This is a genomic window from Clostridium thermobutyricum (genome assembly GCF_000371465.1).
Taxonomy (GTDB): Bacteria; Bacillota; Clostridia; order Clostridiales; family Clostridiaceae; genus Clostridium; species Clostridium thermobutyricum.
The window spans coordinates 2,811,807-2,830,723 of sequence record NZ_KB850956.1; the positions used below are offsets into that span (position 1 = coordinate 2,811,807).

Sequence of the window (18,917 nt, forward strand, 5' to 3'; positions counted from 1 at the left end):
GCAAAGCACAGCCGTTAGTCCGAGGGGAGGAGGTGAAAATGATGAGAAAGTACGAAACTATATTTATACTACACCCATCACTAGACGAGGAGGCTGTTAAAGCTAACATCGAAAAGTTCAAAGGTGTAATCGAAAATGGTGGAGGAACTGTTGACAATGTTGATGAGTGGGGTAAAAGAAAATTAGCTTACACTATAGACAAAGTTAACGATGGTCACTATACTTTAGTTGACTTCACAGCTAACACTGAATTACCAAGAGAATTAGACAGAATATTCAGAATTACTGATGGTGTTATGAGACACATCATAATTAAAAAAGAAGCGTAAGAGGTGATATTGTATGAACAAAGTTATACTTATAGGTAGACTTACAAGAGATCCTGAATTAAGATTTGCTGCTGGAACTGGTAACGCTGTTGCTAGATTTTCATTAGCAGTTACAAGACAATTCAAGAGAGATGAAGCCGATTTTATCAATTGTGTAGCATTTGGTAAGCAAGCGGAAACAATAGCACAATATCTTACAAAAGGAAGCCAAATAGCAGTTACTGGTAACATTAGAACTGGTAGCTATGATGCTCAAGATGGTTCAAAAAGATACACTACTGATGTAGCTGTTGAAACATTTGAATTCGTTGGAAGCAAAGGTGGAAACAACACTGAATCATATAACAATGGTTTTGGTGGAAATAATTCTGATAATTCACAGCAATCAAATGATTCATTTGGTTCTGGATTCGATGATGACATGACTCCTGTTGATGACGGAGATATGCCATTTTAATATTTTTCTAGGTAAGGAGGTAAGACAATGAGCAAAGATAATAGAAGATCAGGAAGAATGAGAAGATCTAAGAGAAAAGTTTGCGCTTTCTGTGTTGACAAAGCTGATTCAATAGATTACAAAGATATCGCTAAGTTAAGAAAATTCGTTACAGAAAGAGGAAAAATACTTCCAAGAAGAATTTCTGGAACTTGCGCAAAACATCAAAGACAATTAACTGAAGCAGTTAAGAGAGCTAGAAACATAGCTTTATTACCATTCACAACTGAGTAGTAATATAAATAAGCATGACAATTAAATTGTCGTGCTTTTTTTTATATGCTTTTGTAATAAAATAACATAATTTCCATAAAAATCAGTAAATTCTTGCAATAATAAAGGAAAAAAATTAAAATATACATACAGGATTTAATGGGGTGAGAGAAATTATGAAGAGAAGAGATTTGAATATTATGGTAAATATAAAAATTATAGAAGGATTAAAAGCGCAACTTATAAAAATTATAGGGGATTTTTATGTATTACTTACAAGAGGAAGTAACGTTGCTGAAGAATCTATAATAGATTGTCTATCAGGGGCAATAATAACACTATATGTATTAGCTGATAAATTAGGATATTCCTTATCTAAAGTTGATGATAAGATAAAAGAAAAATTAGAAATAGGTATAAGAGCGGAAGATGAAATTGAAAAAGAAGGAAGAAGCTTAAGTAAGCTTAAGAAGTATATTTCGAACCGAATGGACCAATAATTAAATAGGAGGAGATTAATGAAATTAGATACACCTATTAAAAGAATGATAAAGCCTGTTATATTAATTTTAGGTGCTATAATTTCCTTTATTTTAAATTACTATCAGATAGGATTATTAATTATATTAATATTTTTAATAGATAATTTTTATCAATTAAGTATTTTTTGGAAAAAAGATATGGATGAAAAAAATCTCATTAAAGAAATAGATAATGCTATATCTGATAATTTAGAAGCAAATTTAATAATTCCTATTGCTTTAATAGATGAGCAAGGAAATATTAAGTGGAATAATAGTATGATGAATGAGATAAAATCAGGAGATAATTTAGTTGATAGTAATATTTTGAGTATAGCTAGAGGAATAGATATAGAAAGAATACGAGAATCAACAAATGAAACACATCAAAGGCTTATATTAAATAATAAAGTATATGATGTATATTCTAACAAAGTAGATTACAAAAAGGATTTATTTCTAATATATTTTAATAGTGTTGATGAGTCGAAAGATAAAAAGAAAACAAATGAAAGTATTATGCTAATAGAGATAGATAACATAAGCGAAGCATTAGATACAGTTGAGGAAAATTTAAGACCTTTAATAGTTGCTGAAATAGAACAAAAGTTAAATTCTTATGGAAATAGAATTGAAGCAATGATAAAGAAATATGATAAAAATAAGTATATATTATCAGTTTTAGATAAATATATAGATCAAGAAATTGAATCTAAATTTACTATATTAGAAGAAATATCAAAGATATGCAAAGGAAATAAATTAGAAATAACTCTGAGCATAGGGGTTGGAAGAGGTGCATTAACACCAAATGAAAATTATAAATTTGCAGTTATAGCTAAAGAGTTAGCTCTAGGAAGAGGTGGCGATCAAGTAGTTGTAAAAAATAATGATGATATAAAAATATTTGGTGGCAATAGTAAAGAGATAGAAAAGAGAACTAGAGTTAGAGCGAGAGTTGTTTCTCATGCTTTAAAAGAGCTTATATATGAAAGTGATAATGTATTTATTGTAGGGCATAAAAACTTAGATATGGATTGTTTTGGATCAGCACTGGCACTATCAACAATAGTGAAAAAATTAGGTAAGAAACGTTCAATAGTATTGGGAAATGATACTTTTGCGATACAGCCATTTTTTTCAAAAATTAAAGAATTAGAGGAATATAGTGACCTTTTTACTACTTATGAGAAAGCATATAAAGAGATAACAGATAATTCGTTGGTAATTATAGTTGATGTGCATAATAGAAATTACGTTGGTAATTTAGATTTTGTGGAAAATGCAAAAAGAAAAGTTATAATAGATCATCATAGAAGAAGTACAGATATGGTAGGTGATGCACTTTTAAACTATATAGAAGTTTATGCATCATCTACATCTGAAATGATAACAGAAATAGTTCAATATATTTTGGATAAGCCAAGTGTATCTGTTATAGAAGCAGAAGGGCTTCTAGCTGGTATATATATGGATACTAAAGGATTTTCATTTAAGACTGGAGTCAGAACTTTTGATGCTGCTTCTTTTTTAAGAAGAATGGGAGCAGAAACAACAGAAGTTAAAAAGCTATTTACAGATAATTTAGATGAATTTATACAAATAGCAGAAACTATTAAATCAGCAAAAATAAAAAATAGCACTGCAATTGCTGTAGCACCTAATAATAGTAATACAGTTATAGTAGCAAAATCAGCTGATGAATTATTAAATATAACAGGAATATTGGCTGCATTCGTAGTTTGTGATATAAATGGAGATATTTATATTAGCGCAAGATCTGTTGGTGATATTAATGTTCAAATAGTTTTAGAAAGCCTTGGTGGAGGTGGACATTTGAACATTGCAGGTGTTAAAATATCAGATAAGAGCGTGGATGAAGTTTTAGTAATGTTAAAGGACGCAATCGAAAAATATTTAAAGGTGGGTGAATAACATGAAAGTAATATTATTACAAGATGTTAAGAAGATAGGTAAAAAGGGAGAAGTTATAAACGTATCAGATGGATATGCAAGAAACTTTTTATTTCCTAAGAAATTAGCTAAGGAAGCAACAGATGCTAACTTACACATATTAAATAACCAAAAAGAAAATGAAAGAAAACAAAAGCTTGCAGAAATAGAAGCAGCACAAAAATTAGCTTCTGAATTAAAAGGAAAAGAAGTTAAAATAGAAGCAAAATCAGGAGAAAACGGAAAATTATTTGGAGCTATAACAAGTAAAGATGTTGCTCAAGAAATAAATAAAGTTTACAAAATGAATATAGATAAGAAAAAAATAGTTATGGATACAATAAAAGTAGCAGGTGGATATGAAATAGAAGTTAAATTATATCCAGAGGTTTCAACAAAGATGAAAGTTATTATTGTTCCAAAAGCTTAAGGAGGAATAAACTTTGAAATTAAACGAACAAATAAGATTCCTGCAAGGTGTAGTAGGTGGAGACTTACCAATAGAATCACAAATAAATGTTTTATTTGATATATTAAAAAATGTATTAGATGATGGAGCTATAAGAGCAAGAACAGTTAGACATAAGCTTAAAGATTATGTTTCTTCAAAAAGCTTAGCAGAAAGAGCATATGCTCTTAATATGATTGCATCTGATGGAGCAGGAATAGAAGTAGTACCTCCAGATGACAAAATAAATGAAGTTCTAGAAGATACTATTGTATGGATTTCAGAAGAAATTGCAAAGAAATATGTGCAAAGAGAAATCGAAACAAAAGTTGAAAGAGCTATAATGGAAAAGCAAGAAAAGTATATTGATGAAATGCGTTTATCTATACTTAAAAAGGAAAAAGGTACTGAAAATCAAAAAACAAAGAAAAAATTAGAAGAGTTAGAAGCTTTAGATGCTAAAGTAACTAATAAAAATATAATGAGCTTTTTAAGACCAGATAGTTTTAAAGAAATAATAGGTCAAGAAAGAGCTATAAAATCATTAATATCAAAGTTATCATCACCATATCCTCAGCACATAATTCTTTATGGGCCTCCAGGAGTTGGAAAAACAACAGCAGCAAGAATTGCATTAGAAGAGGCTAGAAAATTAAATTTTACTCCTTTTGATGAAGATTCTAAGTTTGTTGAAGTTGATGGTACAACATTAAGATGGGATCCTAGAGAAATAACTAATCCATTATTAGGTTCAGTTCATGATCCTATATATCAAGGTAGTAAAAGAGATTTAGCAGATGTTGGGGTTCCAGAACCAAAGCCAGGTTTAGTTACAGAAGCACATGGAGGAGTTTTATTTATTGATGAAATAGGAGAACTTGACCATATACTTCAAAATAAACTTTTAAAAGTATTAGAAGATAAGAGAGTAGAATTCTCATCATCATATTATGATCCAGATGATGAAAAAACTCCAGCTTATATAAAATATCTATTTGAAAAAGGAGCACCAGCTGATTTTGTATTAATTGGAGCTACAACTAGAGAACCAAAAGATATAAATCCAGCATTAAGATCAAGATGTACTGAAGTATACTTTGAGCCATTAGGTGTTAAAGATATCCAAGATATAGTTAAAAATGCAGCTAGAAAGCTAGAAGTATCTCTTGAAAATTCTGTACCAGAATTTATTAGTAGATATACTATAGAAGGAAGAAAAGCTGTTAACATACTAACAGATGCTTATGGATATGCTTTGTATAAGAGAAAAATAAAACCTAAAAAGTTAAAAATAACTTTAAAGGATGTAGAAGAAGTAGTATCAATAGGAAGATATTCACCTTTTGAAATAGTTTCTGAAAATGAAGAAAAAGAAATTGGACATATATATGGATTAGGTGTAAGTGGATTCTTAGGTTCTACAATAGAAATAGAAGCATCAGTTTTTGAAGCAAAGAAAAAAGGTGCTGGAACTGTAAGATTTAATGAAACAGCAGGTAGTATGGCTAAAGATTCTGTTTATAATGCAGCATCAGTTATAAGAAAAATAACTGATAAAGATATTAGAGATTACGATATACATGTTAATGTAATTGGTGGTGGAAATATAGATGGTCCATCAGCAGGAGTAGCTATAACAACTTGTATTATAAGTGCATTATTAGGAAAACCAATAAGACAAGATTTATCTATTACCGGGGAAATATCTTTAAGAGGAAAAGTTAAACCAGTTGGAGGTATATTTGAAAAAATATATGGAGCAAGAAGAAAAGGAATAAAACTTGTTTTAGTTCCAGCGGATAATAAAAAAGATATACCAACAGGGTTAACAGATATAGAAGTTAAAGCTGTTAGTACAATAGAAGAAATATTAGAATTAGTATTTTAAAATAAGGGGGACTTTTTTATTTGTAAAAAGTCTCTCTTTAATTTTCATATGGAATAAAACATAAAGTTTTATTATAATAGTATAGTGAAATAATATGTGAAAGGGAGGAGAGAGAATTGGAAGCACCAATAGCAAAGACTTTACCTCAAAGTATAGAAGCAGAACAATCTGTTCTTGGAGCTATGCTTATATCAAGAAATGCAATAGCACCAGCTGCTGAAAAGCTTGAAGAAGAAGACTTCTATAGAGATAGCCACAAAGTTTTATTTAGATCAATAGTTGAGATGTTTAAAAGAGATATGGCTGTAGACTTAGTTACAGTTTTAGAATATCTAAAGTCAACAGATGTGCTTGAAAGAGCAGGTGGAGTTACTTATGTTACAGAAATATCTTCTTCAGTTCCTACTACAGCAAACCTTTCTTCATACATACAAATAGTTCAAGAAAAATCAACATTAAGAAAGCTTATTAGAGCATCTAATGAAATTATAGAAGAAAGTTATAATAAGCAAGGCGAAGTTGAAGGTGTTTTAGATAAAGCAGAAAAAAGAATTTTTGATATATCAGAAAAAAGAACTACTAGTGATTTTGAATCATTGGGAACTGTACTTGAAAGAGGATTTATAGAAATCGAAAGATTATATAATAATAAAGGTGAAGTAACAGGAGTAAGTTCAGGATTTAAAGACTTAGATGATAAGACTTCAGGATTCCAAAAAGGAGATATGATTCTAGTTGCAGCAAGACCTTCTATGGGAAAAACAACATTTACTCTTAATATTGCAGAACATGCTGCTTTAAGAGAAGGAAAAAGCGTAGTTATATTTTCTTTAGAAATGTCTAAAGAGCAACTTGCATATAAATTACTTTGTTCTGAAGCTAATATAGATATGCTTAAACTTAGAACAGGTAACTTAGAACCTGATGATTGGGATAGAATTGCAAGAGCTACTGGACCTTTATCAAAAGCTAAAATGTATATAGATGATACAGCAGGTGTAACTGTAATGGAAATGAGATCTAAGTGTAGAAGACTTAAGATGGAATATGGAATAGATTTAATTATGATTGATTATCTTCAACTTATGTCAGGATCATCAGGATCAGATAATAGACAACAAGAGGTATCAGAAATATCAAGATCTATAAAAGCTTTAGCAAAGGAAATGGAATGTCCTGTAATAGCGCTATCACAGTTATCTCGTGCTCCTGAGCAAAGAGCTGATCATAGACCTATGCTTTCTGACCTTAGAGAATCAGGCTCAATAGAGCAAGATGCTGACGTTGTTATGTTTTTATACAGAGATGAATATTACAATAAAGATACAGAGGAAAAAAATACTGGAGAATGTATTATTGCAAAGCAAAGAAACGGTCCAGTTGGGACTGTTAAATTAGCTTGGCTTGGACAATACAGTAAATTTGCTAATTATGAAGCAATACATCAAGAATAAAATGAGATAATCACAAAATGTGATTATCTTTTTTTAAAATAAAAAAGGAGAAATTTACAATGACTAAGAAAATAGGATTTATTGGATGTGGAAACATGGGAAAAGCTATGCTTGGGGCATTAGTTCAAAAAGAATTTATAGAAAGTAAAAAAATATTAGTTTCTACAAAGAGAGAATCATCAAGAAAAAAAATTGAAGAGGAATATAGGGTTATAGGAAAAGAATCTAACTTAGAAGTAGCTAAAGAATCAGACATAGTTATATTAGCAGTAAAACCTTATATGTATAAAAGTGTTATAGAAGGTATAAAAAAAGAATTAAAAGGAAAAATAATAATAAGCATTGCAGCAGGAATTGATATAGAAGATTTAGAAAATATGTTAGATGAAGATAGTAAAATAGTAAAAACAATGCCAAATACTCCAGCATTAGTTGGAGAAGGTATGTCAGCTATATGCCCTAATAAAAATATAACTGAATATGAATTAAAAGAAGTATGTGATATTTTTAATGTATTTGGTAAATATGAAATATTAGACGAAAAAGATTTCCATGCATTTATAGCAGTTTGTGGTTCATCTCCTGCATATATATTTATGATAATTGAAGCAATGGCTGATGGTGGTGTTAAATTAGGTCTATCAAGAGATAAGGCTTATAAGTTAGCAGCTCAAAGTGTATTGGGATCAGCAAAAATGGTATTAGAAACAGGATGTCATCCTGGAGTATTAAAAGATATGGTATGTTCTCCAGGAGGAACTACTATAGAAGCAGTTGCAGACCTTGAGAAAAATGGCATTAGAAATACTATTATAAGTGCAATTGAAACTTGCGCAAATAAATCTAAAAATATGTAATAAAATTGTTGACAAAATTTTAAAAAGATTCTATAATTAAATCAATGATAATCAATATCAACTGGACAGGGTATTGGTTAACACGAACCACATAGAACACACACATAAATAAAACTCCTCTTAATTTAAAAAATTAAGAAGTAAAACCTTAGAGTTCCACAGGCTCTAAGGTTTTTTTTATAATAAAAATTTAATATAATAATAAAACATCCGAATATTTTATTAAAATTTATAAAAATAATTCGATTTTTCATTGACCTATAACCTCCATTTTGCTACTATTGTTTATGGGAGAGAAAATCCAAAAGAGGTTTATATTTATGATTATTGCGAATAATAATTTATATAATCTAACTCCATAAAATTTAAGAATAGATTATTTAATTGATCTGAAGGAGGCAAATATAATGTCAGCATTTATAGTATTAGGAGCTCAATGGGGAGATGAAGGAAAAGGAAAGATGACAGACTATCTAGCAGAAGATGCAGATGTAGTTGTTAGATTCCAAGGAGGAAATAACGCAGGTCATACTGTTGAAGTTGGAGATAAACAATACAAACTTCATTTAATACCATCAGGAATATTATATGATGATAAAGTTAATGTTATAGGAAATGGTGTTGTAGTTGATCCAAAAGCACTTTTCGAAGAAATTGAATATTTAGAGGGTGTTGGAGTTAAGGTTACACCAGAGAAATTAATGATAAGTGATAGAGCACAATTAATAATGCCTTATCACAAAACATTAGATAGATTAAAAGAAAAAGCTAGAGGTAAAAATGACATTGGAACTACTGGTAAAGGAATAGGACCATGTTATACAGATAAATTTGAAAGATGTGGAATAAGAGTTTGTGATCTTATGCATCCAGAAGTTTTTGAAGAAAAATTAAGAGAAAATATGGAAGCAAAGAATCTTTATATAACAAAAGTTTTAGGTGGAGAAGCAGAAAATTTTGAAGAAACTTTAAAAATGTATCTTGAATTTGGTAAAAAATTAAAGCCTTTCGTAAAAGATACTTCAGTTAAAGTTTATGATTCAATAAAAGAAGATAAAAATGTATTATTTGAGGGTGCTCAAGGAATGCTTTTAGATATAGATTATGGAACATATCCATATGTAACTTCTTCTAATACAACAGCTGGTGGAGTAGTTAGTGGTTCAGGAGTTGGACCTACTATGATAACTAATGCTGTTGGAATAGCTAAAGCATATACAACAAGAGTTGGTAAAGGACCTTTCCCAACAGAATTACTTGATGAAACTGGTGATTGGATAAGAGAAAAAGGTCATGAATATGGAGTTACTACAGGAAGATCAAGAAGATGTGGATGGCTTGATTTAGTAATATTAAAAACTACAGTTAGAGTTAGTGGATTAACTTCACTTGCAGTAACTAAAATAGATACTTTAGCTGGGCTTGATAAGATAAAAGTTTGTGTTGGATATGAATTTAATGGAGAAGTTATAGATTACTTCCCAGCAAGTTTAGAAGATTTAGCAGAATGTAAACCAGTTTATGAAGAATTTGATGGATGGGATGAAAGTGTAGCAGATGCAAGAAGCTATGAAGAGTTACCAGAAAACGCTAAGAAATATATAGAAAGAATTGAAGAATTCACAGGAACAAGAATTTCAATAGTATCAGTTGGTCCTAAGAGAGATCAAACTATGAGAGTTAAAGAACTTTAATTCTGAGTATATTACTTGACTTTATTTGATGTATAAAATATAATCTTATATAGAATAATAATTATGTATTTTTACATTAAGAGGTGAAAGTTATGATAACAAAAGAAATGACTATAGGTGAGGTAATTAAAATGGATCCAACTAGAGCAGAAGTTTTAATGTCTTTTGGTATGGGTTGTATCGGATGCCCATCATCACAAGCTGAAACAATAGAACAAGCAGCTATGGTTCACGGATTAAATATTGATGCTTTATTAGAAGCTTTAAACAACAAATAATATAAATAAAAGAGATGCAAGATAAGCTTTTGCATCTCTTTTTCAATATTAAATATAATGTTAATAAATTTTGTTTTTTAATATAAATATAAACAAATACTGGTATACTTATATATATAAATAAATTTTGAGGAGAAATTAGATATGGATAATAGCTTTACTAAGGATTATGAAGTTTTATATAGAGATGTAGATTACAAATTAAGATGTAAAATAGCTTCATTAGTATATTTTTTATGTGATGTTGGGAACGCACATGCCGAATCAGTAGGAGACACAATAAATTATCAATTAGAGCATGGAGCAGGTTGGGTATTTTATAAATATGATATAAAGATACATAAGTATCCTAACTATAGAGATAAATTAAGCGTAGTAACAATACCAGCAGGGTTTAAAAAATTCTATGCATTAAGAGATTATCTTATTAAGAATCAAGATGGAGAGGTTTTAGTTGAAGCTACAGCTTTATTCTTCTTAATTAATATAGAAAGAAGAAGACCTATGAGAATATTGCCTGAACACTATAAGATGTATGGAGAAGATGGTGATTTAGAAAAAGCTAAAGAGATGGAAAAAATAGAAAAAATGGAAGAAGAACAATTTTCTAAAGAGTTCCAAATAAGATATAGTGATATAGATTCAAATACACATGTTAATAATGTAAAATATGTTGAATGGGCATTAGAGTCTGTACCTAAAGATATAATAAAAGAATTCGATTTAAAAAGAATAAAAATAGTATTTGAAAAAGAAGTAAGCTATGGAAACTCTATTCATGTTGGAGTTCAAGTTAAAGAAGAGGAAGATGGAACAAAGAAGACACTTCATAAAATATATAATAAAGAAGGTGTAGAATTAACTCTTCTAGAATTCCAATGGGAAAAAAATAATTAAAAAACCTTAAGCAATTTTGCTTAAGGTTTTTTATTGATTTTATTATAAAAATATTAAATGAAATTCTATTTTAATACATCTTTTATAGAAGTTGCAGCATTAAAAGCAGAACTCCAAGCCCATTGAAGATTAAAACCTCCACAATCTCCATCAACATCTATAAATTCACCAGCAAAATAAAGTCCTGGTACTAATTTTGATTCTAAAGTTTCTGAGTTTATATCTTTTACATCTATTCCACCCACAGTTACTTGTGCATTTTGGAATTCTTTAGTTCCAGTACATTTAAATTTCCAAGATTTAAGTTTATTAATTAAATCTGATTGGCATTTCCAATCTAATTCACAACATGGAGTATGTATATTAAATATATTAGAAGCTTTAAGTATAGTTGGGATAAGTTTTTTATTTACAACTCCAATTAGAGCATTAGATATACTTCTATTAGAGAACATAGCAAGATGAGTATATAATTCATTTTCTATTTCTTCTTTACTCTTATATGGCATAGAGTCAACTTCTATAATAACTTCATGACCTTTATTTAATGCTCTTGAAGCTGTAGATGAAACTTGAAGAATAGGTGGACCAGATATTCCGTAATCAGTAAATAAAACTTCTCCAACTTCACTTCTAATAACTTTGCCATTAACAGTTAAATTTACTCTTCCATCAAATTTAATTCCTGACATAGCTTTTAAGTGTGGATAATCTAATTTTAATTGAACTATTCCTGGAAGAGGTTTAATAAGTGAGTGACCAAGATTTTCACATAGTTTGTAAGAGGAGCCATCAGAGCCAGTTTTGGAAGCTGATTTTCCTCCACAACACATTAAAAGTTTTCCACAAGAGAATTCTAAAAATTCATCATTGTTTGTGGATAATATAAAGTTTTTCTTTTTGTGGATAGATTTCACTTTACAATTGTTATACACAGGAATATTTCTTTCCTCTATATTCATTCTTAAAATATCCACAACAGAAGAAGCTTGAAGTGATTGTGGATAAAGTTTATTATTTTCTAATTCTGTTATTGGAAGACCAAGAGATAAGAAAAAGTTTCTTGTATCTTCAACAGAAAATTTATTTAATGTATTTTGAAAAAAGTTTTCTCTTGTACTGTGATAATTTATAAAAGGATATTTTATTGAGGCATTTGAAATATTACAACGCCCATTACCAGTAGTAAGAATTTTCTTACCAACACGATCAGTTCCTTCTATTATTGCTACATCTATACCATAATCTTTGGCTAGGATTGCTGACATAAGTCCAGAGGCTCCACCACCAACTATTATTAAATAGTGATAAATCATATTTAAATTTCTCCTTCATTTAAAATGTATTTAAATAAATTCTATCATAGTTAAGTAAATAAAAAATAATTAAAATCGTATTTATATCTATAAAAGAAAAATATTTTTCTTTTATAGATATAAAAAATATTATTTTAAATAAAGAAAGTTAGGTTTACTATGTAATTGAATGGCGTTAATATATAAATAAGTAGAAAAATAAATTATAAAAATCATTAGAAAAAAATATAATTAATAAAAAAATTTTTATACATAATAAAAAATAATGAAAAAGAACATAATAAAATTTATAAAAATTAAAGAAAAATAAAAAATGAGATAAGCCTTGTAAATACTAAGTTTACGAAGATTTTACATAATAAGATTAGTGTTAAAAATAATAAAAAAAAAATATTTTTTAAAAAAAGTGTTGACACTTAAAATGATTTTATGTAATATAGTCTATGTGGTCAGCGCGAAACAAATAAGAGCGCAGAACACAAATGAAATATGGCTCCTTGGTCAAGCGGTTAAGACACCACCCTTTCACGGTGGTATCAGGGGTTCGATTCCCCTAGGAGTCACCATTTTGGTCGCATAGCTCAGCTGGGAGAGCACCTGCCTTACAAGCAGGGGGTCACAGGTTCGATCCCTGTTGTGACCACCATTAAAATTATAATATGGCTCAGTAGCTCAGCTGGTTAGAGTGCCGGCCTGTCACGCCGGAGGTCGAGGGTTCGAGCCCCTTCTGAGTCGCCAATATAATTTTATAAAAAATTAAAACCAATTTGCTGGCATGGCTCAACGGTAGAGCAGCTGACTTGTAATCAGCAGGTTGTAGGTTCGATTCCTATTGCCAGCTCCAATTTAATATGGCTCCTTGGTCAAGCGGTTAAGACACCACCCTTTCACGGTGGTATCAGGGGTTCGATTCCCCTAGGAGTCACCAATTTTTGGTCGCATAGCTCAGCTGGGAGAGCACCTGCCTTACAAGCAGGGGGTCACAGGTTCGATCCCTGTTGTGACCACCATTAAAATTATAATACGGCTCAGTAGCTCAGCTGGTTAGAGTGCCGGCCTGTCACGCCGGAGGTCGAGGGTTCGAGCCCCTTCTGAGTCGCCAATATAATTTATAAAAATATTTTGACAATACTTATCAAAATGCAATTTGCTGGCATGGCTCAACGGTAGAGCAGCTGACTTGTAATCAGCAGGTTGTAGGTTCGATTCCTATTGCCAGCTCCAATTTAATATGGCTCCTTGGTCAAGCGGTTAAGACACCACCCTTTCACGGTGGTATCAGGGGTTCGATTCCCCTAGGAGTCACCAATTTTTAGGTCGCATAGCTCAGCTGGGAGAGCACCTGCCTTACAAGCAGGGGGTCACAGGTTCGATCCCTGTTGTGACCACCATTTTTTTTATATGGCTCAGTAGCTCAGCTGGTTAGAGTGCCGGCCTGTCACGCCGGAGGTCGAGGGTTCGAGCCCCTTCTGAGTCGCCAAAGAAGTAAGATTTAATCTTACTTCTTTTTTTATATAAAATATAAGATTTATTTACATATATAATTAAAGTGAAAAAAGTAAAATAGTAATAATATTTTATATATTTAATAAATATATAATTATAATTTGAAAAAATAAAAGCTATATAAATACTGAAATTTATATAGCTTAATTTTATATTTTAATCTAATTTTAGTTTTATATTTTATTCCTATTTTCTATTTCTCATATTTAATCTACGTTTTTTCTCTATTCTTAAATCATAAGTGTAAAATCTCATAAATTTAAAATTACCTATTAATCTTGAAGATGTACGCCTATCATAACGATCATCTAAATCATCTGCAACTAGATTTGTAGATATAAGCATTTTTTTTCCTAAAAGAAGTTTTTTATTAAGCAAATTAAAGAATTCAGTTTTTGAGAATTCTGTGATTTGTTCAGAACCTAAATCATCTATTATAAGTAAATCACAATTAGTAATTAAATCATCTAGATTTTGATTCTTATTAAATCTTATATCTGCTAAAATTCTTATAAGTTCATCGGCTGTTTTATAAACTACTAAATATCCTCTATCTAATAATTCTTTTGCTATACAATAGGATAGAAATGTTTTTCCTGTACCAGCAGCTCCAGAAAATAATAAATTTACGTCAGTTCTATTGAAGTTAGGAATATACTGAGAAACTATAAAATCATAGATTCTTTGCATATTTTCAAATGGCGTAAATTTTTGAGTTGGATAACTTGGATCTGTTTTATTTGGAAATAAACTTAAATCAAAATCATTAAAATTATATTTTGATAATATGCTTTGTAAATTAGAATCTTTATAATGAAGTTTTATAAGTTTATCTTTAAAGCATTCACAGCGTTTTGTTCCTATGTATCCAGTATCACTACATTTCTTACATCTATAATGAATAGTTAAATATTCAGGAGAATATCCTTTAGATACTAAAGCCTCTAGTTTTTTAGCTCTTAAATCAAAAATTTTATCTCTAAGTTTTTCAACATCTTCTTCAGTTGTAGTAGATTTTAAAATTAATAAAGGAAGTTTAACAGAAAGCTTTTTTATCTCATCATCTATCTCCATTATTTCAGGATGCTTATCTTTTATTTCTTTAATTCTTTCCTTTAAATTTTTATTTTCTATTGATCTTATTTCTTCGTATTCTTTTAATATTTCGGATTGATATCCACTAATCATTAATCATCCCACCCTAATAATTCACGCTCAAGAGCATCATAATCATAATTTTTCTCTCTAAAGTTTTTGATTTTTTGATTTGATTGATTTTGATTTTTGTAAAATGTTTTATTTCCTTGAGCTTTTTTAAAGTTTATATCTTTAAGTTCTATATCAGTAACAGTTCTTATGTTATTTTTATTCCAGTCAGTAAGAATACTATCTATATACTTAAAATCAGCTCTATTTAATCTTTGGAAACATCTATCGCAAGCTTTTTGAATTATTTCCAGTTTAAAGTTATATATAAACAACCATTTTTCTAGCATATCTTCTTGAGGTTTCATTAAATCTGTATTTTTTATACCAAGATATTTTAAAATTTCTTTTATTTTCTTCCACTTATCTTCTTCCTTAGCTATAAGAGTTTGTGCTTGACTTACTGTTCTTACATTCTTTTCATTCCAAGCAGAAGCAACTGTATCCATATATCTAAAGTGTGATTTACCTTTTGAAGCACAATATTCTACTAAAAGTGTTATTAATTCAGTAGTAAATAAGAATTTCTTATTCCATTCAATACATATTTGCATTTCTTTATAATTCAAAGTTCTTGAAAGGATTTTTTCAACATCTTTTAGCATTGATGTTATATCTGGTTCAGTTAAAGAATTTAAGATACTTTCGTCTTCTTCTGATTCAATAGCTTTTTCTGAATCAAGTGGTAAAAATTCTATACTAAAGTTTCCTAATCTATCTAATGGGGATAATTTTATTAATCCTTCTTCATTCCAGTAGTGTAAGGCATTCATTATATCTGATTCTAATAGATTTAGCATTCTTGCCATTATTTCTGAACCTATTCCAGGTTCACCATTCATATTTTGTTTTAGAAGTAGAAGATAAACTTTTACAAATTCTCCTCTAGCTTTTGGCATATACTGTTCTATAAACACATTGCTTACAGGAGTATAATTTAAAGCTTTATTTTTTAATACAAAAGTACTCATTAGTTTTACCTCACAAAATTGCGTATTCTAGATTACTAGTATTCCTAATATTTAAGCTAATTATAACAAAGACATTAAACTATAACAACTTAAAGGAAAAATAAGGAGGTATAAATTGAAAATAAATTGGTTAATTTAAAAAAGTCGATAAAATTTTAAAAAAGGAGATTTAATTAAATGTACTCGAGAAATTTTAAAAACAATATTATTAAATTTGCTATAATAACTGCAATTTTAATAGGAAGTTTAGCGTACTTAAATTCTTTTATGAATGAGAGTATTGCAGTAAATGCTCTAAATAATTATGATAGAAAAACAAATGTTGAGAGCGCTAATAAATCACAAGGAAAAGTTAAAACTGTTAACGGAAAACCACTTATGTTTTTTCATCCAACTTGTGGAGGAGTAGTTACATCTAGCTTTGGAGAAAGATGGGGAAAATTTCATAAGGGGATTGATATAGGAAAAAGTCTTGGAGATGATGTATTATCATGCTTAGATGGGACAGTTAAATCAAAATTCTATGAAAAAGATGGTTATGGAAATATAATAATAATAGATCATGGAAATGGATTAGAAAGCAGATATGCTCACTTAAATGGATTTAACGTAAATGTTGGAGATAAAGTTGAAGGTGGAAGTAAGATAGCAACTGTAGGTAATACAGGAAGAAGCACAGGGCCACACTTACATTTTGAAATGCGAATAAATGATAAGCCTATTAATCCTCAAAATTATATAGGAGAATAACAATAGAGACCAAAAGATATTTATCTTTTGGTCTTAAATTTTTATTTTTCTAAAAGTCTATTTAAATTTATTATTCCGCTACCAACTAAATTTTTATCATATTCTTTAAAGTTTGAACAAGATAAATTAATTAAAGAAATTATATCATCTAATTTTAAAGTAGAATCATATTCAAAAAGTATTGCACATATAGCACAAACAAATGCTACAGATAATGATGTTCCTGAATAGGATTTATATTTGGCATCAATATTTCTAGGATAAACTTTAACACCATTTTTTTCTGAAATATATGATATATCACTATTTAATGTTGATATTTGATCACATGCACAAGCAAAGTTGGGCTTCTTTAGTTTAGAATAGAGTGATTTAGAAGAATACGTATATGGTTTTGATTCTTTAACAGTTGACATACCTGCAACAGTTATACAATTTTTTAATAAAGCTATTCCCATCATTCCAAATTCAGAATTATTTATACTTCCACTTGGAACTACAGGAATAATATTTTTAGATAAAGCATAATCAAAAATATTATTGAAAGAATTAAAAATTCTATGATTATTAGAAAGCATTTCAAATGGTAAACACAGAACTTTTATATTAAATTCATCCGACTTATCAACTAATTGACATATAGAAAAAAGTATATCAGAGGCATAACCTTTTCCTAAAGCATCAAAAGCTTTATAACAAACTATACTACTTTGAGGAGCAATTCCAGTGCACATATTATTAGATGAAACTCCGCTTCCACAAATTATCCCTGCTAAAGCTGTACCGTGTCCATTGTCATCATAAGGAAATTTTTTATGTGATATTACGTCTTCAAAATGTTCTATCTTATTATTAGGTCTAGTTAAATCTATATGAGGATAAACACCACTATCTACAATACCAATAGTTACACCTTTGCCAGAAAATTTTAACTTGGAAGTAAGCTTATGATAGTTATTAGCGTTAGATACACTCATACCACATAAAAATAAGTACTCATCAAAATATATAGATTCAACTTCTGGATATTCAGAAATTGCTATAATTTCTCTCTTACTTAAGTTACAAGAGATTAAATTGCATGGTTTTATTGGATATATTAAAGCATCATTCATAGATGATATTTTTTTTAACACAGATGAAAATAAGTTTTTACATTTTACAAAGACACGATACTTTTTATAAACATTGCTGTTTAATGATAATTGTAAATTGTAGTCAAGCTTGTTTTTAAAATTAAACATAAAAATACTCCTACATTAATTGTTACACTAACATTTTATTAATGAGGAGTAATAAGTGTTAATATTAATTTGTATTAAAATTTTAATGTTTCTCCTATATCAAGAATTTTTACGTTATTATCATTAAAATTTTTTAAAGTATTATATGTTTCATCAAAATTCTCTAGAGATATTTTAAATGTTTTATAATGAACAGGCAGCATATATTTTGCATTCATATTCTTAAACATTTTATATGCTTCTTGAGGAGAACAGTGCATATAACTAAACCTTTCAGGCTTATAACATCCTACAGGCATTATAGCAACATCACATTCTATATTGTTGAATCTATTAGTCATTGCAGTATCTCCTGCAACAAAAACCTTTTTATCACTAGCTTCTACTAAGTATGAATTACTTTCTATATCAATACCAACATAAAATCTTCTACCATCATGCTTAGCTTGAATTGAAGTAACTTTTATAAAATCATCTTCATATGTTTGACCTGGTCTTAGTAAAATAACATTTTTAAATCCAAGGAAGTTAAGGATTTTTTTATATCCTCTAGGAACTATGACAATAGCATCTTTATTTAATTTTTTTAAAGATGGAAAGTGCATATGATCCATATGTCCATGGGAAAGTAAAATATAATCAAATTTTAAGTCTTTAAGTTCAAGAGGTTTATGGACAACTCTTTTAAAAAATCCAAGTCTATTTGATAATACTGGATCTGTAAGTATTAGTTTATCTGATATGTTTATAATAGTTGTTGCATGTCCGTACCAATGAATAGAATCTGTTAATATCTCATCATTTTTTACGACTTCTCTTTCATTAAAGTATTCTTTTATGTTGTTATATGTTAACTTTGATAAAAAGTGTATGTTTTTAAAAAAATTCATTTATAG

Annotated in this window: 18 protein-coding genes and 11 tRNA genes; 24 read left to right on the forward strand and 5 right to left on the reverse strand. The window is 29.1% G+C overall.

The window, feature by feature from the left end; genetic code table 11:
- The first annotated feature begins 41 nt into the window (after positions 1–41).
- From rpsF to HMPREF1092_RS13215, 12 genes are all read left to right on the forward strand, one after another.
- Positions 42–329 carry a 30S ribosomal protein S6 gene (gene rpsF / locus HMPREF1092_RS13160; RefSeq protein WP_002599157.1) on the forward strand — a complete coding sequence of 96 codons (288 nt, stop codon included), beginning with the start codon at positions 42–44 and terminating at the stop codon, positions 327–329.
- Positions 330–342: 13 nt separating this feature from the next.
- A complete protein-coding gene (locus tag HMPREF1092_RS13165; RefSeq protein WP_002599158.1) occupies positions 343–786 on the forward strand; it encodes a single-stranded DNA-binding protein in 444 nt (147 codons plus the stop codon).
- Positions 787–813: 27 nt separating this feature from the next.
- A complete protein-coding gene (gene rpsR / locus HMPREF1092_RS13170; RefSeq protein WP_002599159.1) occupies positions 814–1,059 on the forward strand; it encodes a 30S ribosomal protein S18 in 246 nt (81 codons plus the stop codon).
- A gap of 155 nt (positions 1,060–1,214) precedes the next feature.
- Positions 1,215–1,538: a MazG-like family protein gene (locus HMPREF1092_RS13175; RefSeq protein ID WP_002599160.1), complete on the forward strand. Its 324-nt coding sequence runs from the start codon at positions 1,215–1,217 to the stop codon at positions 1,536–1,538.
- A gap of 18 nt (positions 1,539–1,556) precedes the next feature.
- Complete coding sequence (locus HMPREF1092_RS13180) at positions 1,557–3,494, forward strand: DHH family phosphoesterase (protein WP_002599161.1); 1,938 nt, start codon at positions 1,557–1,559, stop codon at positions 3,492–3,494.
- Position 3,495: 1 nt separating this feature from the next.
- Positions 3,496–3,942: a 50S ribosomal protein L9 gene (gene rplI / locus HMPREF1092_RS13185; protein WP_002599162.1), complete on the forward strand. Its 447-nt coding sequence runs from the start codon at positions 3,496–3,498 to the stop codon at positions 3,940–3,942.
- A gap of 13 nt (positions 3,943–3,955) precedes the next feature.
- Positions 3,956–5,848 carry a Lon family ATP-dependent protease gene (gene lonC / locus HMPREF1092_RS13190; protein ID WP_002599163.1) on the forward strand — a complete coding sequence of 631 codons (1,893 nt, stop codon included), beginning with the start codon at positions 3,956–3,958 and terminating at the stop codon, positions 5,846–5,848.
- Positions 5,849–5,964: 116 nt separating this feature from the next.
- Entirely contained in the window at positions 5,965–7,302 is a 1,338-nt protein-coding gene (locus tag HMPREF1092_RS13195) for a replicative DNA helicase (protein WP_002599164.1), read from the forward strand.
- Between the two features lie 59 nt (positions 7,303–7,361).
- Entirely contained in the window at positions 7,362–8,159 is a 798-nt protein-coding gene (gene proC, locus HMPREF1092_RS13200; protein ID WP_002599165.1) for a pyrroline-5-carboxylate reductase, read from the forward strand.
- 407 nt (positions 8,160–8,566) lie between these two features.
- Positions 8,567–9,853: an adenylosuccinate synthase gene (locus HMPREF1092_RS13205; protein ID WP_002599166.1), complete on the forward strand. Its 1,287-nt coding sequence runs from the start codon at positions 8,567–8,569 to the stop codon at positions 9,851–9,853.
- 92 nt (positions 9,854–9,945) lie between these two features.
- On the forward strand, positions 9,946–10,131 hold the full coding sequence (locus tag HMPREF1092_RS13210) for a DUF1858 domain-containing protein (protein WP_002599167.1): 186 nt from the start codon (positions 9,946–9,948) through the stop codon (positions 10,129–10,131).
- A gap of 144 nt (positions 10,132–10,275) precedes the next feature.
- Complete coding sequence (locus tag HMPREF1092_RS13215) at positions 10,276–11,028, forward strand: acyl-[acyl-carrier-protein] thioesterase (protein ID WP_002599168.1); 753 nt, start codon at positions 10,276–10,278, stop codon at positions 11,026–11,028.
- 65 nt (positions 11,029–11,093) lie between these two features.
- On the opposite strand, the gene HMPREF1092_RS13220 is transcribed toward HMPREF1092_RS13215, so the two are convergent.
- Positions 11,094–12,344 (reverse strand): BaiN/RdsA family NAD(P)/FAD-dependent oxidoreductase, encoded by a 1,251-nt coding sequence (locus HMPREF1092_RS13220; protein ID WP_002599169.1) that lies wholly within the window; start codon positions 12,342–12,344, stop codon positions 11,094–11,096.
- Between the two features lie 491 nt (positions 12,345–12,835).
- Between HMPREF1092_RS13220 and HMPREF1092_RS13225 the strand changes: the two genes are divergently transcribed.
- The 11 genes from HMPREF1092_RS13225 to HMPREF1092_RS13275 all read left to right on the forward strand — a co-directional run bounded on the left by HMPREF1092_RS13225 (position 12,836) and on the right by HMPREF1092_RS13275 (position 13,824).
- Positions 12,836–12,910: transfer RNA gene (locus HMPREF1092_RS13225), tRNA-Glu, on the forward strand.
- Between the two features lie 4 nt (positions 12,911–12,914).
- Positions 12,915–12,990: transfer RNA gene (locus HMPREF1092_RS13230), tRNA-Val, on the forward strand.
- Positions 12,991–13,005: 15 nt separating this feature from the next.
- A tRNA-Asp gene (locus HMPREF1092_RS13235) sits at positions 13,006–13,082 on the forward strand.
- A 31-nt stretch (positions 13,083–13,113) separates the two neighbouring features.
- Positions 13,114–13,188, forward strand: a tRNA-Thr gene (locus tag HMPREF1092_RS13240).
- Positions 13,189–13,197: 9 nt separating this feature from the next.
- Positions 13,198–13,272: transfer RNA gene (locus HMPREF1092_RS13245), tRNA-Glu, on the forward strand.
- A gap of 6 nt (positions 13,273–13,278) precedes the next feature.
- Positions 13,279–13,354: transfer RNA gene (locus tag HMPREF1092_RS13250), tRNA-Val, on the forward strand.
- 15 nt (positions 13,355–13,369) lie between these two features.
- Positions 13,370–13,446, forward strand: a tRNA-Asp gene (locus HMPREF1092_RS13255).
- Positions 13,447–13,493: 47 nt separating this feature from the next.
- Positions 13,494–13,568, forward strand: a tRNA-Thr gene (locus HMPREF1092_RS13260).
- A gap of 9 nt (positions 13,569–13,577) precedes the next feature.
- A tRNA-Glu gene (locus HMPREF1092_RS13265) sits at positions 13,578–13,652 on the forward strand.
- A gap of 7 nt (positions 13,653–13,659) precedes the next feature.
- A tRNA-Val gene (locus tag HMPREF1092_RS13270) sits at positions 13,660–13,735 on the forward strand.
- A 12-nt stretch (positions 13,736–13,747) separates the two neighbouring features.
- Positions 13,748–13,824, forward strand: a tRNA-Asp gene (locus HMPREF1092_RS13275).
- A gap of 212 nt (positions 13,825–14,036) precedes the next feature.
- Here HMPREF1092_RS13275 and HMPREF1092_RS13280 read toward each other — a convergent pair.
- Both HMPREF1092_RS13280 and HMPREF1092_RS13285 read right to left on the reverse strand, forming a co-directional pair.
- Complete coding sequence (locus HMPREF1092_RS13280) at positions 14,037–15,038, reverse strand: ATP-binding protein (protein WP_002599170.1); 1,002 nt, start codon at positions 15,036–15,038, stop codon at positions 14,037–14,039.
- Positions 15,038–16,027 (reverse strand): DnaD domain protein, encoded by a 990-nt coding sequence (locus HMPREF1092_RS13285; RefSeq protein ID WP_002599171.1) that lies wholly within the window; start codon positions 16,025–16,027, stop codon positions 15,038–15,040. The genes HMPREF1092_RS13280 and HMPREF1092_RS13285 overlap by 1 nt, the downstream gene beginning before the upstream one ends.
- Positions 16,028–16,204: 177 nt before the next feature.
- Here HMPREF1092_RS13285 and HMPREF1092_RS16610 point away from each other — a divergent pair, with 177 nt between their 5' ends.
- Positions 16,205–16,777, forward strand: a complete 573-nt coding sequence (locus HMPREF1092_RS16610; protein WP_002599172.1) for a M23 family metallopeptidase — start codon at positions 16,205–16,207, stop codon at positions 16,775–16,777.
- A gap of 41 nt (positions 16,778–16,818) precedes the next feature.
- Here HMPREF1092_RS16610 and HMPREF1092_RS13295 read toward each other — a convergent pair whose 3' ends face one another.
- Positions 16,819–18,021, reverse strand: coding sequence for a S8 family serine peptidase (locus HMPREF1092_RS13295; RefSeq protein WP_002599173.1), 1,203 nt, complete (start codon positions 18,019–18,021; stop codon positions 16,819–16,821).
- Positions 18,022–18,095: 74 nt separating this feature from the next.
- Positions 18,096–18,911, reverse strand: a complete 816-nt coding sequence (locus tag HMPREF1092_RS13300) for an MBL fold metallo-hydrolase (protein ID WP_002599174.1) — start codon at positions 18,909–18,911, stop codon at positions 18,096–18,098.
- Between the last annotated feature and the right edge of the window lie 6 nt (positions 18,912–18,917).

Coding starts and splice junctions, on each gene's coding strand:
- HMPREF1092_RS13175 (WP_002599160.1), top strand. CDS start 1,215: ATGAAGAGAAGAGATTTGAATATTATGGTAAATATAAAAATTATAGAA.
- HMPREF1092_RS16610 (WP_002599172.1), top strand. CDS start 16,205: ATGTACTCGAGAAATTTTAAAAACAATATTATTAAATTTGCTATAATA.
- HMPREF1092_RS13205 (WP_002599166.1), top strand. CDS start 8,567: ATGTCAGCATTTATAGTATTAGGAGCTCAATGGGGAGATGAAGGAAAA.
- HMPREF1092_RS13180 (WP_002599161.1), top strand. CDS start 1,557: ATGAAATTAGATACACCTATTAAAAGAATGATAAAGCCTGTTATATTA.
- proC (WP_002599165.1), top strand. CDS start 7,362: ATGACTAAGAAAATAGGATTTATTGGATGTGGAAACATGGGAAAAGCT.
- HMPREF1092_RS13220 (WP_002599169.1), bottom strand. CDS start 12,344: ATGATTTATCACTATTTAATAATAGTTGGTGGTGGAGCCTCTGGACTT.
- rplI (WP_002599162.1), top strand. CDS start 3,496: ATGAAAGTAATATTATTACAAGATGTTAAGAAGATAGGTAAAAAGGGA.
- HMPREF1092_RS13215 (WP_002599168.1), top strand. CDS start 10,276: ATGGATAATAGCTTTACTAAGGATTATGAAGTTTTATATAGAGATGTA.
- HMPREF1092_RS13210 (WP_002599167.1), top strand. CDS start 9,946: ATGATAACAAAAGAAATGACTATAGGTGAGGTAATTAAAATGGATCCA.
- HMPREF1092_RS13280 (WP_002599170.1), bottom strand. CDS start 15,038: ATGATTAGTGGATATCAATCCGAAATATTAAAAGAATACGAAGAAATA.
- HMPREF1092_RS13165 (WP_002599158.1), top strand. CDS start 343: ATGAACAAAGTTATACTTATAGGTAGACTTACAAGAGATCCTGAATTA.
- rpsR (WP_002599159.1), top strand. CDS start 814: ATGAGCAAAGATAATAGAAGATCAGGAAGAATGAGAAGATCTAAGAGA.
- HMPREF1092_RS13300 (WP_002599174.1), bottom strand. CDS start 18,911: ATGAATTTTTTTAAAAACATACACTTTTTATCAAAGTTAACATATAAC.
- rpsF (WP_002599157.1), top strand. CDS start 42: ATGAGAAAGTACGAAACTATATTTATACTACACCCATCACTAGACGAG.
- HMPREF1092_RS13285 (WP_002599171.1), bottom strand. CDS start 16,027: ATGAGTACTTTTGTATTAAAAAATAAAGCTTTAAATTATACTCCTGTA.
- HMPREF1092_RS13295 (WP_002599173.1), bottom strand. CDS start 18,021: ATGTTTAATTTTAAAAACAAGCTTGACTACAATTTACAATTATCATTA.